This is a genomic window from Pseudomonas sp. MD330_10 (assembly GCF_042610415.1).
Classification (GTDB): domain Bacteria; phylum Pseudomonadota; class Gammaproteobacteria; order Pseudomonadales; family Pseudomonadaceae; genus Aquipseudomonas; species Aquipseudomonas rhodesiae.
The window spans coordinates 1-16257 of sequence record NZ_JBHGZU010000032.1 but is presented as its reverse complement, the minus strand read 5'-3'; the positions used below and the strand labels follow the sequence as shown (position 1 = coordinate 16257).

The window sequence follows — 16257 nt, the reverse complement described above, 5'->3', positions numbered from 1 at the left end:
AGCAACTGAGCGCAGCTGTCCTCCAACATATACAGCAGCCGATCACGCGGATATTCGATATCCAGCGGCACATACACGCCGCCAGCCTTCATGACCGCCAGGAACGCCACCATGATCTCGGCACTGCGCGGCATGGCGATAGCCACCCGCACCTCGGCGCCAACCCCACGGGCAATCAACGCATGGGCCAGGCGGTTGGCCAGGCGGTCCAGCTCGCCGTAGGTCAGGGTTTGGGTGTCGAATTTCACCGCCACGGCATCGGGGGTTTCCTGGGCGCGGTCGGCGAACAACTCGTGCACCAGGCGCTGGGCCGAGAAGCCGGCATCGCTGCGGTCCCACAGGTGCAGAATGTGCTGTTGTTCCGCGTCATCCAGCAATTTCAACTGGCCGATGCTCTGCTGCGGGTCGGCCACCATTGCCTGCAACAGGTTGTGCCAGTGGCGGCCCATGCGCTCGATGGTGGCGGCGGTAAACAGGTCGGTGGCGTAGCCCAGAGAGGCTGCCAGCCCCTCGCTCGACTCATGCACATCCAGGTCCAGATCAAAATGTGCGGTATGACTTTCCCAGGCCAGCCCTTCGACGCGCAGCTCATGCAAGGCCGCAGTCGACATCCCCTGCCGTCGTTCGGCCTGGTGATTGAACATGACTTGGAATAACGGGTTCAGACTGAGGCTGCGCTCCGGCTGCAGCGCTTCGACCAATTGCTCGAAGGGCAGGTCCTGATGGGCCTGTGCTCCCAGGGCACGCTCTTTCACCTGGGCCAACAATTGGCGCACGCTGACGTGACCATCGATCTCGGCCTTGAGCACCTGGGTATTGACGAAGAAACCAATCAGACGCTCGGTTTCCACACGGTTGCGGTTGGCAATCGGCACGCCAACGCGAATGTCCTGTTGGCCACTGTAGCGGTGCAACAGAACCTGGAACGAGGCCAGCAACAGCATGAACAGCGTTACACCTTCGCGCTGGGCCAGGGCTTTGAGGTCGACCAACAGCGACGTGGGTATTTCTATGTGCGAACGCGCGCCGCGATGGCTCTGCTCCGCCGGGCGCTGATAATCGAACGGCAGCTCCAGCACCGGTTGCTCACCGCCCAGCAGCTCGCGCCAGTAGCTCAGCTGACGCGCCTTCTCGCCCGCCTCCATCCACTGGCGTTGCCACACTGCGTAATCGGCATATTGAATCGGCAGTGGCGGCAGTCGCACCTCTTGGCCTTGGCTAAAGGCGGCGTAGACCTGCACCAATTCCTCGACCATCACCTGCATCGACCAACCGTCGGAGACGATATGGTGCTGCACCAGCACCAGTACGTGATCATCCTCGGCCAGGCGCAGCAGATCCACGCGCAGCAGCGGCCCTTGCTCCAGATCGAAGGTCAGGGCGATTTTCGCTTCCACACACGTCTGCAGATCAGCTTCCTGGACATTACTGTGACTGATGACCACCGGCGCAGGCTCGCGCACGACTTGCACGGTGCCATCGCTGCCGTGGCGCAGCACGGTGCGCAGACTCTCATGACGGGCCACCAGATGATCAAAGCTGCGTTGCAGCGCGCCAATGTCCAACGGCCCCTTCAGGCGCAGCACACTCGGCACGTGGTAGGCGCGGCTGTCCGGGTCCAACTGCCAGAGGAACCACTGGCGCTCCTGGGCATATGACAGCGGTACCTCACCGTCACGCGGCAACGCAACCAGCGCCGGCGCGCGCCCTTGGTCGGCCCTCGCGCAGGCGGGTAACGCTGCGACGAAACCTTGCAGGCGCGGCTGCTCGAACAGCAATTTGAGCGGCACCTCAAGGGCCAGCGCCTGGCGAAGACGCGAAGTCACCTGCATGGCCAGCAACGAGTGCCCGCCCAGCTCGAAGAAGTGATCCGTCAGCCCGACCCGTGCCACCCCCAGAATATCGGCCCAGATCGCTGCCACTTGTTGCTCGACGGCGCTGACCGGTGCCACCCAGGCCGGCTGCGAAAGATGCGCGTCAGGCTTGGGCAGGGCTTGGCGATCCAGCTTGCCATTGAGGTTCAACGGCAAGCGGTCAAGAAAGACCAGGTGCGCCGGCACCATGTAATCCGGCAGTTGTTCACGCAATACCGCCTTGAGGGTTTCACCCAGCGCCGCAGTCTCCTGCTGATCCGCCACCAGGTACGCGAGCAGTAGGTTATCGACGGCCAGCACCACCGCTTCGCGGACATTGGCCTGGGCCAGCAGCAACGTCTCGATCTCACCCAATTCGATACGGAAGCCACGAATCTTGACTTGATGATCGACACGCCCGACGTATTCGATCACGCCGTCGGCACGATAACGGGCTAGGTCACCGGTGCGGTACAGGCGTTCGCCAGCGTCAGCGAACGGATTGGCGACAAAACGCTCGGCCGTCAACCCTGCACGATTCAAATACCCACGAGCCAGGCCGCAGGCGCTGCCGATATACAACTCGCCCACCGCCCCCAGGGGTGCGAGGTTGAGATCGCGGTCCAGGACATACAGGGCGCGCCCTGGCAACGAGCGGCCAATAGGGCTGGCGGTAGCGCTCAGGGCTTCATCCGCTGCGCTGCAATCCAGCACACTGGACACCACCGTCGCCTCGGTCGGCCCATAGGTATTGAGCAGACGCACATGGCCCAGGCCAGCGCGTACCCATTGTGCGGGCCCGTCCAGCGGCATGGCTTCGCCGCCGATGTGCACTTGGCGCAAGGCACCATACGAACGGGGCCCGGCGGCCAGGCAATCAAGCACAAACAGGTGCCAATAGGCGGTCGGCAAATCGGCCAGGGTAATCCCCTGGCTCAAGATCTCGGTATACAGCCGGCCGCTGTCCCATAGCGACGCGCCACGCAGGACCACCGCCGCGCCGTGGGTCAAGGCCGGATACAGTTGCTCGACAAAACCATCGAAGTTAAGCGTGGCGAATTGCAGCACACGGTCCTGGGGCGTCAGCTGCGAATAGCCGGCGGCAATGCTCGCGAATTCGCTCAGGGCGCCATGGTCGATGGCAACGCCCTTGGGTTTGCCGGTAGAGCCGGAGGTGTAAATCACATAGGCCAGATGATCCGCGCCGATCGCCAAGGCCAAGTCTTCACCGGAGTACTCGGCCAGTCCTGCCTGGTCAATGGCCAAGGCTGCGACCCCTTCGGGAAGCACGATAGGCACGTGGGCGTGTGTCAGCACCAGACGCACACCGCTGTCTTCAAGCATGTGGGCCAGACGCTCGCGCGGGTAACTCGGGTCGAGGGGCACGTAGGCCCCGCCCGCCTTGAGCACTGCCAGCAGGCTGACCACCATGGCGAAGGAGCGCTCAACGGCAATCCCCACCAGCACTTGCGGCCCGACGCCGTGGGCCACCAGGCAATGGGCCAGGCGATTGGCCTGCAGGTTCAGTTCGGCATAGCTCAGCGATACGCCATCGAGCACCAACGCTACCGCGTGTGGGCGCCGCCGTGCCTGCGCCTCGAACAGACGCTGCACCCCGCCCGTCCAAGGCGCGGCCGGTGCGCCGGCGTTCCAGGTCTGCGTAAGACGCTGACGCTCACTGGCACCCAGCATCGGCAGGTCTGCAAGGTGTTCGTTAGGGCGTTCAACCACGGCCCGCAATACGCTTAGCCAGTGTTGCGCCATACGCTCAATCGTGGCGGCCTCGAACAGATCGGTGGCGTAGGTCAATGTCGCCCAAAGCCCATCGACGGTTTCCTGAGTATCCAGACTCACATCGAAATGCGCGGTGTGGCTGTCCCATTCCAGAGCATCAACCTGTAGCCCCATCGCCTGCGGCGCCGCAGTGCCGCGCGCATCGATCTGATGGTTGAACATCACTTGAAACAGTGGGCTATGGCTCAGGCTGCGTTCCGGCTGCAGCGCTTCGACCAGTTGTTCGAACGGCAGGTCCTGATGCGCTTGGGCTTCCAAGGCCGCCTGCTTGACCTGCTGGAGCAGCTCGACAAACGACAGCTCGCCGCTGATGTCGGCCTTGAGGACTTGAGTGTTGACAAAAAAACCGATCAACCGCTCGGTTTCCACCCGATTGCGGTTGGCAATCGGCACGCCCACGCGAATATCCGACTGGCCGGTATAGCGATATAACAATGCCTGGAACGCAGCCAGCAACACCATAAACAGCGTCGCGCCTTGCCGTTGGGCCAGGCCCTGCAAAGCCTCCAGCAACGCGGGGTCCAACAGCCACTCCACACGCGCACCGCGGTGGCTTTGCGCCGGGGGGCGGGGATGATCGAGCGGCAAGTCCAGCACCCGTTGCTCGCCGGCCAAACGCTCACGCCAATAGGCCAACTGGCGCGCCTGCTCACCGGCCTGCAACCAGTCGCGCTGCCACACCGCATAGTCGGCATACTGAATCGGCAGCGCTGGCAACTGCGGCTCCAGGCCCAGCTTAAGCGCGGCATAGGACTGCACCAGCTCCTCGACCATCACCTGCATCGACCAGGCATCGCTGACGATGTGATGCAGCACCAGGACGAGCACATGCTGATCCGCTGCCAGTTGCAATAACCGGACGCGCAACAACGGCCCGGTGCGCAAATCGAACGGTTCGGCGATTGCCGCCTCTACCTGGGCCCTCACCACGGCCGGATCATCGGTAGCGAGGGTTTGCTCTTCGATCCGCAACGCCGCTGGTGCGGCCACGCGCTGCACGGTGCGCTCACCCTCCGTGACGAACACCGTGCGCAGGCTTTCATGGCGTGCAAGCAAGCCATCGAAACTGCGTTGCAGCGCCTGACGGTCCAGTGCGCCTTGCAGGCGCAGGGCTGCGGGGATGTGATACACCGCGCTGTGAGGCTCCAACTGCCAGAGGAACCACTGGCGCTCCTGGGCATAGGACAATGCCAGCGGTTGATCGCGCGCGCAGCGGGCAATCGGCTGCACGTCCAGCACGCTGTCGGAGAGTGCCTGCACAAAGCGCCCAAGCTCAGGCTGTTCGAACAACGCTTTGAGTGGCACATCGATTGCCAATGCCTGACGCACGCGAGACACAACGCGTGTCGCCAGCAACGAGTGCCCGCCGATTTCAAAGAAGTGATCCGACAGACCGACCTGGGCCACGCCCAGCACTTCGGCCCAGATCGCCGCCACCTGGCACTCGCGTGCGGTCACGGGTGGCACGTAATGTTTTTGCAACGCGCCAGCGTCGGGCCTTGGCAGGGCCTTGCGGTCCAGCTTGCCATTGGGGGTCAGCGGCATCCGCTCCAGCAGCACCAGATAGCTCGGCACCATGTATTCCGGCAATCGCGCGCGCAAGGCTGTCTTGAGCTGTTCCCGCAGCGCGGCCTGTTCCTGCTCGGCCAGCGGGTGGCGGGTGACCAGATAGGCAAGCAACTGCTCATGGTCAGCTATCACCACCGCTTCGCGCACCATTGGCTGCTCGCGCAGGCACGCCTCGATCTCGCCCAATTCGATACGGAAACCCCGCACCTTAACCTGATGGTCGACGCGGCCGATGTACTCCACCACCCCCTGCTCGCGATAGCGCGCCAGGTCGCCGGTGCGATACAAGCGTTCGCCGGGACCGCCATACGGGTTGGGCACAAAGCGCTCGGCCGTCATGGCCGCCCGGCCGAAATAACCGCGAGCCAAACCGACGCCACCAATCAGCAGTTCACCGGGCACCGTCAGCGGGCAAGGCGTAAGCGTGTCGTTGAGGATGAACAGCGACGTATTGGCAATCGGTCGCCCTACAAACGGCACAGGCTCAAGCAATGGATAGGCGGCCGACCAGATGGTCGTCTCGGTCGGGCCGTACAGGTTCCACACCGTGCCTTGCCAGGCGAGCATGCGCTCGGCCAGGTCGGCGGGCAGCGCCTCACCACCACACAGGCATTTGATTCCGCGCAGTACGGTGCAACGTTCGCTGTCCAGCAGCATGCGCCAGGTCGATGGCGTGGCTTGCAGCACGTCGATGGTTGCGTGCTGCACCAGGTCGAGGATGGCCTCCGGGTCCAGGGACGTGTCCTTGTCGGCCAGGACCACCGTCGCGCCCACCGCCAGGGGAACGTAAAGCTCCAGGGCAAAAATATCGAAAGAGAAGGTGGTCAACGACAACAGGCGTGCTTGTGCATCAATGCCCAAGGTGTCGGCCATGCCCTGGGTGAAGCTGCTCAGCGCGGCATGGCGCACCATCACGCCCTTGGGTTTGCCGGTGGAGCCGGACGTGTAGATCACATATGCCAGGTGCTCACCACTGAGTTCGACGTCTGGGTTGACGCTGCTGTAGCGCCCATCCGCGTCTTCGTCCATCAGTAGCACCTGCTGATCGGCCGCCAACGGCAACTGTTGACGCAGGCTGCCGGCCGTCAGCACAACGTGCGCGCGGCTGTCTTCGAGCATAAAGGCCAATCGATCAGGCGGGAAACCAGGGTCGAGCGGCACGTAGGCACCGCCGGCCTTCAAGGTTGCCAACAGTGCCACCGCCATCTCGACCGAGCGCTCTAAAGCCACCGCCACCAGCACGTCGGGGCCGACGCCAGCGCCGCGCAAACGGTGGGCCAGTCGATTGGCACGTCGGTTCAATTCGCCATAGCTCAGCACTTGGCCGTTACACGCCAGTGCCGTCGCATCCGGGCGCAGCCGAGCCTGGTCTTCGAACAGGCGATGCACGCCCATATCCTGGGCAAACGCCCGCTGGGTAGCGTTCCAGTCATGCACCATGTGCTGCAACTGGGCATCCTCCAGCAGCGGCAATTCACCGACACGGCGGGTGCAATCCTGGCTGACGCTGTGCAGCAAACGTTGCCAGTGTGCAAGCAGGCGCTGCATGCCGGGGGCGTCGAAAAGGTCCGTGGCATAGGTCAGGGACGCCTGAATGCCTTCGACCGATTCCTGGGTATCCAGGTTGAGATCCAATTGCGCGGTCTTGCTGTCCCACTCCAACCCCTGGACCTGCAGACCCGTTGCGCTGGCGCCGCCGCGCTGGGTATCGGTCTGGTGGTTGAACATCACCTGGAACAGCGGGTTATAACTCAGGCTACGTTCCGGCTGCAGCGCTTCGACCAGTTGCTCGAAAGGCAAGTCTTGATGGGCCTGGGCTTGCACCACGCGCTCACGAGTGTGGTGCAACAGCTCGCGAAAGCTCATCTGCCCGTCGATGTCAGCCTTGAGAACCTGTGTGTTGACGAAAAAGCCGATGAGCCCCTCGGTCTCCGCGCGATTGCGGTTGGCCACCGGCACGCCGATGCGAATGTCCCCCTGACCGCTGTAGCGATACAACACCGCCTGGAATGAAGCCAGCAGCAGCATGAACAGCGTCACACCTTCGCGCTGCGCCATGGTTTTGAGACGGGTGACCAACGCGGCATCCAGCGCCAGGTCCAGACGTGCACCGCGGTAGCTTTGTATCGCAGGCCGTGGGCGATCCATCGGCAATTCCAGCACGGACTGCTCACCGCCCAGCAGGTTTTCCCAGTACGCGAGTTGCCGCTCGCGCTCGCCGGCTTCCATCCAGCTGCGCTGCCACAGTGCATAGTCGGCGTACTGGATTGGCAAGGCCGGTAGCTGCGGTTCGAGCCCCTGGACATGGGCGGCATACAATTGCACAAGCTCGTCGACCATGACCTGCATCGACCAGCCATCGGAGACGATGTGATGTTGCACCAGTACCAGCACATGCTCCTGCGGCGCCAGGCGTAGCAGTTTCACTCGCAGCAACGGGCCTTGCTGCAAATCGAACGGCCGGTCAATTTCGGCCTGCACCCAGTCTTTGACCTGGAATGCCTGGGCCTCGACCAAGGTGATTTCCACCCGCGCGTTTTCGACAATGACCTGCAAGGCGCTGTCACCATCGGGCTCAATGTGCGTGCGCAGGCTTTCGTGCCGGCTAACCAGAGTGTCGAAGCTGCGCTGCAAGGCTGCTACGTCCAGCTCTCCCACCAGACGCAGCGCCCGAGGCACATGGTATGCGGTGCTCTGCGGCTCCAACTGCCACAAAAACCACTGCCGCTCCTGCGCATAAGAGAGTCGAAGCGGCTCGCCTTCCTGACGCTTGAAAACCGGGGCGATCTCAAACAGGTTGATGCCTTGTTGCTTGAGCATGACCGCCAACGCTTTCTTTTGCTGCGCAGAAAGTGAACCCACCGACTCGATTAATGCTTGCACGCCACGCCCCTCAGGAAATCAATTTATCCAAATCTTCTGCTGATAGACGTTTGAGGGCCTCCAAGGATTTAGCCAATGCGTCCTGCACCGGCGAATTATTTGTTTGCTGGGCCGCGACGTAAGCACTGAAATCAGCCAGGGTGGGTGCGGTGAAGATCGACTTGACGTCGAACTCGGCGTGCAAGCGCTCGCGCAGGCGCACCACCACTTGCGTAGCCAGCAACGAATGCCCGCCCAGCTCGAAGAAGTTGTCGTGCAGGCCGACACGCTGAACGTGCAAGACCTCGGCCCAGATCGCGGCGACCTGTTGTTCGAGTTCGCTCTGGGGCGCAATGTACTCGCGGGCCATCAGGCTGGCATTGGCCTTGGGCAGCGCCTTGCGATCCAACTTGCCGTTGGGACTCAGCGGCATCTGCTCCAGCAGCACCCACTGTGCCGGCACCATGTAATCCGGCAGGTGTTCAGCAAGGTGCGCACCGAGCACCTCGCGCCAATCGTCGCTGGCATGGTGCAGCACCAGGTAACCCACCAAGTACTTGCCGTCCACCGCCAGCACCGCCGCTTCACGGACCTGCTCGTGTTCCAGCAACCGCGCTTCGATCTCGCCCAGCTCGATGCGCAGGCCGCGCAGCTTGACCTGATGGTCGATACGCCCGGCGTATTCGATCACTCCGTCTTCGCGGTAGCGCGCCAGGTCGCCGGTGCGGTACAGGCGCTCGCCGTGGACGAACGGGTGGGCGATAAAGCGTTCGGCGGTCAACGCAGGACGGCGGTGATAACCACGGGCCAGGCCCGCGCCGCCCAGGTACAGCTCGCCCAGCACGCCGACCGGCACCGGTTCGAAATTATCGTCAAGCAGGTAGCAGCCCAAATTGGCAATCGGACGGCCAATCGGCACCGTGTCGCGGCCTTCGTCGACGCAGGTCCAGTGGGTCACGTCGATGGCGGCTTCGGTCGGGCCATACAGGTTGTACAGCCCAGCGTGCGGCAGCTTGGCGAACACCTGCTGCTGCGCATCCACCGGCAACGCCTCGCCGCTGCACACGATGCGTTGCAGGCTCCGGCAGCTGGACACCGCCGTATCCTGCAAGAACGCCTGCAACATCGACGGCACAAAGTGCAGCGTGGTGACCTGTTCGGCGTTGATCAAGTGGATCAATCTGGCTGGATCGCGGTGATCGCCAGGGGCGGCAATCACCAGCCGCGAGCCGGTCATCAGCGGCCAGAAAAACTCCCACACCGACACGTCGAAACTGAACGGGGTCTTTTGCAATACGCTGTCGGCCGCGCTTAACCCGTAGGCTTCCTGCATCCATTGCAGGCGGTTGAGCAAGGCCGAATGACGGTTGCCCGCGCCCTTGGGTTGGCCAGTGGAGCCCGAGGTGTAGATCACGTACGCGAGGTTTTCGCCGTCCAACGCGACAGCCGGGTTTTGCTCGCTGTAGGTCTCAAAACTCGACTCGCCCAGCACCAGGGTTTCCAAGCCTTGCGGAATCGGCAACTGACTGAGCAAAGGCGCTTGGGTCAGCAGCAGTTGCACGCCGCTGTCGTCGAGCATGTAGGCCAGGCGTTCGCGTGGGTAGTCGGGGTCCAGCGGCACATAGGCGCCGCCGGCTTTGAGCACCGCAAGCAGGCCGATAACCATGTCGAAGGAGCGCTCCACGGCCAGGCCCACCCGCACATCCGGGCCGACACCGGCCTCGATCAAGCGATGGGCCAGGCGGTTGGCGCGGCGGTTGAGCTCGGCGTAGTCGATACGTTGCTCGGCAAACACCAGGGCCGTGGCCTGCGGCTGGCGTTTGGCCTGGGCTTCGATCAGGTGATGCACCCACTGGTTTTGCGGGTAGTCGCGGGCGGTGGTGTTCCACTGCTCAAGTATTTGTTGGCGCTCGGTCATGTCCAGCATGGCCAGTTCGCCAAGGCTTTGCTCACCGCCTTGGAGCATGCCACCCAGCAGGTTGGCCAGATGCCGGGCGTAGCCCTGCACCATGGGCATGGTGAAATGCGCACGGGCAAAGTTGAATTGCACCGACAGCGTTTCACCGACGTCCGCCAATACCGTCAATGGAAAACTGGTTTGTTCATGGGCCTGTGGCGCGCCAAATCGCAGACCACTGCCGCCGCTCTGCTCAAGGGCTTTGGACACCGGGTAGTTTTCGAATACCAAGATGCTGTCGAACAGCCCTTCCCCGCCTTGCCCGGCCCACCGCTGGATATCGTACAGCCCACAGTGCTCATGCTCGCGCAGGGACAAGTTCTGCGACTGCACTGCTTGCAGCCAATCGGCCACCGACGCCTGCTCATCCACTGCGCAGATGACCGGCAAGGTGTTGATAAACAACCCAACCTGTTGTTCCACCCCCACCAGTTCAGCGGGACGCCCGGATACCGTGGCGCCGAATGACACCACCGGTTGCCCGCTGTGGCGGTGTAGCAGGATCAGCCACGCCGCCTGGATCAAAGTATTGAGGGTAACCTTGTGGCTTCGCGCGAAGGATTCCAGGCGCTCAGTCAAGCCGGGGTCAAGCGATAACTGATGCTGCCCCTGCCCCGTCTGCGACGTTGGCGGATAGGTGCCCAGGCGGGTCGGCGCTTGCAACGCGCCCACCTGTTCGCGCCAGAAGGCTTCGGTCGCCGCGCTATCGCGCTGTTGCAACCAGCCGATGTAATCGCGATAGCGCCCGGCGGTTTCGGGCACCGCGATCCCGGCATAGCGTTGCAGTACTTCACCGAACAAGCGGGAATTGCTCCAACCGTCCATCAGGATATGGTGATGGGTGTAAATCAGTTCATGGCGCTGCTCGTCGGTGCGCACCAGCAGCAGGCGCATCAAAGGCGCGTGTGACAGGTTGAAGCCCTGCCGACGCTGGGCCTGCTGCAAATCCTGTAGAGCCTGTTCGCACTCCGGCATGGCGCGCCAGTCAAGCACCTCGACGGGCAAACGGGCCGCGCGGTACACCACCTGGCATGGCCAGTCCAATTGCCCTTCCCAGAAAAACCCGCTGCGCAGCACGTCATGCGCCTGCACCGTCGCGTCCCAGGCTTGCTGGAATCGTGGCACGTCCAGGCCATCGACGCTGACCCGGATCTGGTTGATGTAGTCGCCCGCCGCTTGCTCATAGAGGGAGTGGAACAGCATGCCCTGCTGCATGGGCGACAAGGTGTAGAGGTCTTCGATGGCATCGGCGGCCAGCGGCAGCGACTCAAGTTGCTGTTGGTTCAACCGCGCCAAGGGGAAGTCCGACACGGTGACGCCGCTGTTGCCGGGCGTGCAGCAATGCGCGATCAACGCCGTCAGTTCGCGGCTGAATGCCACGCTCACAGCTTCGATCACCTCAGGGTCGAACATCAGCGGACTGAAGGTCCAGCCCATGTGCAACTCGCCGCCATACACTTGGCCGTTGACGGTCAACCAGTTGCTCAGTGGCGCGTCTGGGCTCTGCTCGGCACCGGCACTTTCCGACGCAGTGGCAAACAGGCCGTCCGGCTGATCGAAGCTGGCGTCGACCTGACCCAGGTAGTTGAAAGTGATGCGCGGCACCGGCAAGCGACTGAACGCTTGGCGCGTCGCATCATCTCCCAGATAACGCAGGGCACCGAACCCCAGACCGTTGTCTGGAATGGCACGCAGTTGCTCCTTGATCTGCTTGATGGAATCGGCCAGGGAGTCAGCCGGCGTCAGGCGCACTGGGAACAGACTGGTGAACCACCCCAGAGTGCGACTCAGGTCGATGTCATCGAACAGGTCCTCACGTCCATGGCCTTCCAGCTGGATCAGGCTGCTGGCATGCCCGGTCCATTGGCAGATCACCCGCGCCAGGGCGGTCAGCAGCAGGTCATTGATCCGTGTGCGATAGGCCGCCGGTGCCTGTTGCAGCAATTGCCGGGTGCGTTCGGCGTCCAGTCGGCTGACCAGCGTGCGCGCCAGTCGACCAGGCCGAGCGCCGTGGGGGTCACGACACGGCAGGTCCGTGGGCATGCCATCGAGTTGCTGCAACCAGAAGTGCTTTTGCGACTGGATCGCTTCGCTGTGGGCATAGCCCTGTACGCGCTCGGCCCACGCTTTGAACGACGTCGTCTTGGCTGGTAGCGCATGCTGGCGATACAGACTTTGCAGGTCTTCAAGCACCACCCGCCAGGACACGCCATCCACCACCAGGTGGTGCATGACCAGCAGCAACCGTTGGCTGCCGTCCGGCAGATCGGCAAGCAATACACGCAGCAGCGGCCCATTCAGTGCAAGGCTGCGCTGGGCCTCTTCACAGCGCGCCGTCAGGGCCTGGGTATCCGGCACCGTGGCGTGCCAGAGCAGTCCGCTGGCAGGCTCGGCATGCACGGCCTTCCACTCTGCGCCGTGCTGACTGAAGCGCAGGCGCAGTACATCGTGGTGCAGCATCAGCGCCTGCAAGGCCGCTTCCAGGCGTGCGGCCTGCAGAGGCTGGCGCGGCGTCAAGAGCAGTGACTGGTTCCAGTGGTGCGGCTGCGGCAGGTCTCTTTCGAAGAACAACTGTTGGAACGGCAGCAGCGGCGTCTGACCCTGCACCGGCCCCTGGTCGATCACTGCCACAGCGTGCAGCTGTGCCACCCGCGCCAGGCTGCGCACGGTCTGGTGCTGGAACAGCGCCTTGGCGGTGAAATGGATGCCGGCAGCACGCGCGCGGCTGACGACCTGGATCGAGATGATCGAATCCCCGCCGCGTTCGAAGAAGTTGTCGTTGACCCCCACTTGCTCGACGCCCAGCACATCGGCCCAGATCGCGGCGATCTGTTGCTCCAATGCGCTCTGCGGGGCGATGTAGTGATGCGTCACCTCAGGTTTGGGCAACGCCTTGCGATCCAACTTGCCGTTGGGACTCAGCGGCATCTGCTCCAGCAGTACCCACTGCGCCGGCACCATGTAATCCGGCAGGTGTTCGGCCAGGTGCGCACCGAGCACCTCGCGCCAATCGCCGTGGGCATGGTGCAGCACCAGGTAACCCACCAAGTACTTGCCGTCCACCGCCAGCACCGCCGCTTCGCGGACCTGCTCGTGTTCCAGCAACCGCGCTTCGATCTCGCCCAGCTCGATGCGCAGGCCGCGCAGCTTGACCTGATGGTCGATACGTCCGGCGTATTCGATCACTCCGTCTTCGCGGTAGCGCGCCAGGTCGCCGGTGCGGTATAGGCGCTCGCCGTGGACGAACGGGTGAGCGATAAAGCGTTCGGCGGTCAATGCAGGACGGCGGTGATAACCACGGGCCAGACCGGCGCCGCCCAGGTACAGCTCGCCCAGCACGCCGACCGGCACCGGTTCGAAATTATCGTCAAGCAGGTAGCAGCCCAGATTGGCAATCGGACGGCCAATCGGCACGGTGTCTCGGCCTTCGTCGACGCAGGTCCAGTGGGTCACGTCGATGGCGGCTTCGGTCGGGCCATACAGGTTGTACAGCCCAGCGTGCGGCAGCTTGGCGAACACCTGCTGCTGCGCATCCACCGGCAACGCCTCACCGCTGCACACGATGCGTTGCAGGCTCCGGCAGCTGGACACCGCCGCATCCTGCAAGAACGCCTGCAACATCGACGGCACAAAGTGCAGCGTGGTGACCTGTTCGGCGTTGATCAAGTGGATCAATCTGGCCGGATCGCGGTGATCGCCAGGGGCGGCAATCACCAGGCGCGAGCCGGTCATCAGCGGCCAGAAAAACTCCCACACCGACACGTCGAAACTGAACGGGGTCTTTTGCAATACGCTGTCGGCCGCGCTTAACCCGTAGGCTTCCTGCATCCATTGCAGGCGGTTGAGCAAGGCCGAATGACGGTTGCCCGCGCCCTTGGGTTGGCCAGTGGAGCCCGAGGTGTAGATCACGTACGCGAGGTTTTCGCCGTCCAACGCGACAGCCGGGTTTTGCTCGCTGTAGGTCTCAAAACTCGACTCGCCCAGCACCAGGGTTTCCAAGCCATGCGGAATCGGCAACTGACTGAGCAAAGGCGCTTGGGTCAGCAGCAGTTGCACGCCGCTGTCGTCGAGCATGTAGGCCAGGCGTTCGCGTGGGTAGTCGGGGTCCAGCGGCACATAGGCGCCGCCGGCTTTGAGCACCGCAAGCAGGCCGATAACCATGTCGAAGGAGCGCTCCACGGCCAGGCCCACCCGCACATCCGGGCCGACACCGGCCTCGATCAAGCGATGGGCCAGGCGGTTGGCGCGGCGGTTGAGCTCGGCGTAGTCGATACGTTGCTCGGCAAACACCAGGGCCGTGGCCTGCGGCTGGCGCTCGGCCTGGGCTTCGATCAGGTGATGCACCCATTGGTTTTGCGGGTAGTCGCGGGCGGTGGCGTTCCACTGCTCAAGTATTTGTTGGCGCTCGGTCATGTCCAGCATGGCCAGGTCCTGCAAGGGCCGCGTCGTGTCGGCCACCGCCCCACGCAGCAGGCCCAGCCAGTGCCGGAGCATGCGCGCGGCGGTGCTGGCATCGAACAAGTCCGTGGCGTAAGTCAGCGACGCCCAGAGGCCGTCCTCGGTCTCCTGGGTGTCCAGGCTCAAGTCGAATTGCGCGGTGCGGGTCTCATGCTCCAGGCTGACCACCCGCAGGCCCGGCAGTTGTTGTATGGCCGTCCGCGCCTGCGCCTGATGGTTGAACATCACTTGGAACAACGGGTTATGGCTAAGACTGCGCTCAGGCTGCAAAGCCTCCACCAGCTGCTCGAAGGGTAAATCCTGATGGGCCTGGGCTTCCAGCGCACGACGCTTGGTGTGCTGGAGCAGTTCGGAGAAGCTCATGGCACCATCAAGGTCGGCCTTGAGCACTTGGGTGTTGACGAAGAAACCGATCAGCGCCTCGGTTTCGACACGGTTGCGGTTGGCAATCGGCACGCCGACACGGATATCGCGCTGCCCGCTGTAGCGGTACAAAAACAGCTGGAACGATGCCAGCAACAGCATGAACAGGGTCACGCCTTCGCGTTGGGCCAGGGCCTTCAAACCGGTCACCAGCCCAGGGTCAAGCTGGATGTCCTGACGGGCACCGAGAAAGCGCTGTTGCGCCGGGCGCGGACGATCGAGGGGCAGCGCCAGCACCGGCTGCGTACCGCCCAGCAGTTGACGCCAATAGTCCAATTGGCGCGTTTTCTCGCCCGCCTCCATCCAGCGGCGTTGCCACAACGCATAGTCGCCGTACTGGATCGGCAGCGGCGTCAAGGTGCAGTCCTGACCCTGGCTGTACGAGGCGTATAGCTGCATCAGTTCCTGCACCATCACGCCCATAGACCAACCATCGGACACAATATGGTGCTGCACCAGCACCAGCACATGCTCCTGTGCATTGAGTTCCAACAGGGTTACCCGCAACAGCGGGCCTTGGCGCAAATCGAACGGACGGGCGATCTCGGCCTCGACCCGGGCCTTGAGCTGCGCCTCGTCGGTACGGTCTTCAAGGATCTGGATGTCGGTATGGGGTAACACTTGTTGGGTGCGCGATTCGTCGTCCAGGTGCAGGCGGGTGCGCAGGCTTTCATGTCGTGCTGCCAGGCTGGCAAAGCTGCGCCGCAGGGCGGCCTTGTCCAGCATCCCGCACAGACGCAGGGCACCGGGCACGTGATAGGCGGCACTGTCCGGGTCCAACTGCCACAGAAACCACTGGCGCTCCTGGGCGTAGGACAGCGGCAGGTGTTGGTCGGCCTCGCGAACCGAGGCAATGGGCAATTGCGCGAAACTCATGCCTCGGCTTTGCAAGCGCTGGTAAAACTGCTGGCGCTGTTCCAGAGGCAGGCGAAGAAAGCGCGAAACCAGATCGATATTAGGGTTGGTAAGCATGCTTCAAATCGCCTCTAGTTCGCTCAAAAAGTCACGAAGGTCGTCAAAGTCTTCCGCGCTGCCGGCACGGAAGGTGGCTGCGGCCTGCACATAGGCGCGCAGGGTTTCGGTCTGGAACACTTCCACCAGCGGCACGTCCAGGCCCAGTTCGGCCTGGACCCGCGAGGTGATCTGGATCGCCAGCAGCGAATGCCCACCCACCTCGAAGAAGTTGTCGTTCAGGCCCACCTGGGGCAGGTGCAACACCTCGGCCCAGATCGCGGCGATCTGTTGTTCCAGTTCGGTTTCAGGAGCCACGTAGGTCTGCTGCATCAGGCTCGCGTCCGGCGCCGGCAGGCCCTTGCGGTCGAGCTTGCCGTTGGGGGTCAG

At 63.2% G+C, this 16257-nt stretch carries 3 protein-coding genes; all 3 read right to left on the bottom strand.

The window, feature by feature from the left end; translation table 11 throughout:
* Nucleotides 1-8045, bottom strand: an 8045-nt coding sequence (locus ACFZPT_RS26240; RefSeq protein WP_379555936.1) for an amino acid adenylation domain-containing protein, incomplete at its 3' end; no start/stop codon positions are given.
* A 64-nt stretch (nucleotides 8046-8109) separates the two neighbouring features.
* Complete coding sequence (locus ACFZPT_RS26235; RefSeq protein ID WP_379557479.1) at nucleotides 8110-15888, bottom strand: amino acid adenylation domain-containing protein; 7779 nt, start codon at nucleotides 15886-15888, stop codon at nucleotides 8110-8112.
* A 3-nt stretch (nucleotides 15889-15891) separates the two neighbouring features.
* Nucleotides 15892-16257: phosphopantetheine-binding protein (locus ACFZPT_RS26230; RefSeq protein ID WP_379557477.1), on the bottom strand; the 366-nt coding region annotated here is incomplete at its 5' end.

Excerpts from the sequence above, each read along its gene's own strand:
- ACFZPT_RS26235 (WP_379557479.1), bottom strand. The coding sequence starts at position 15,888 with ATGCTTACCAACCCTAATATCGATCTGGTTTCGCGCTTTCTTCGCCTG.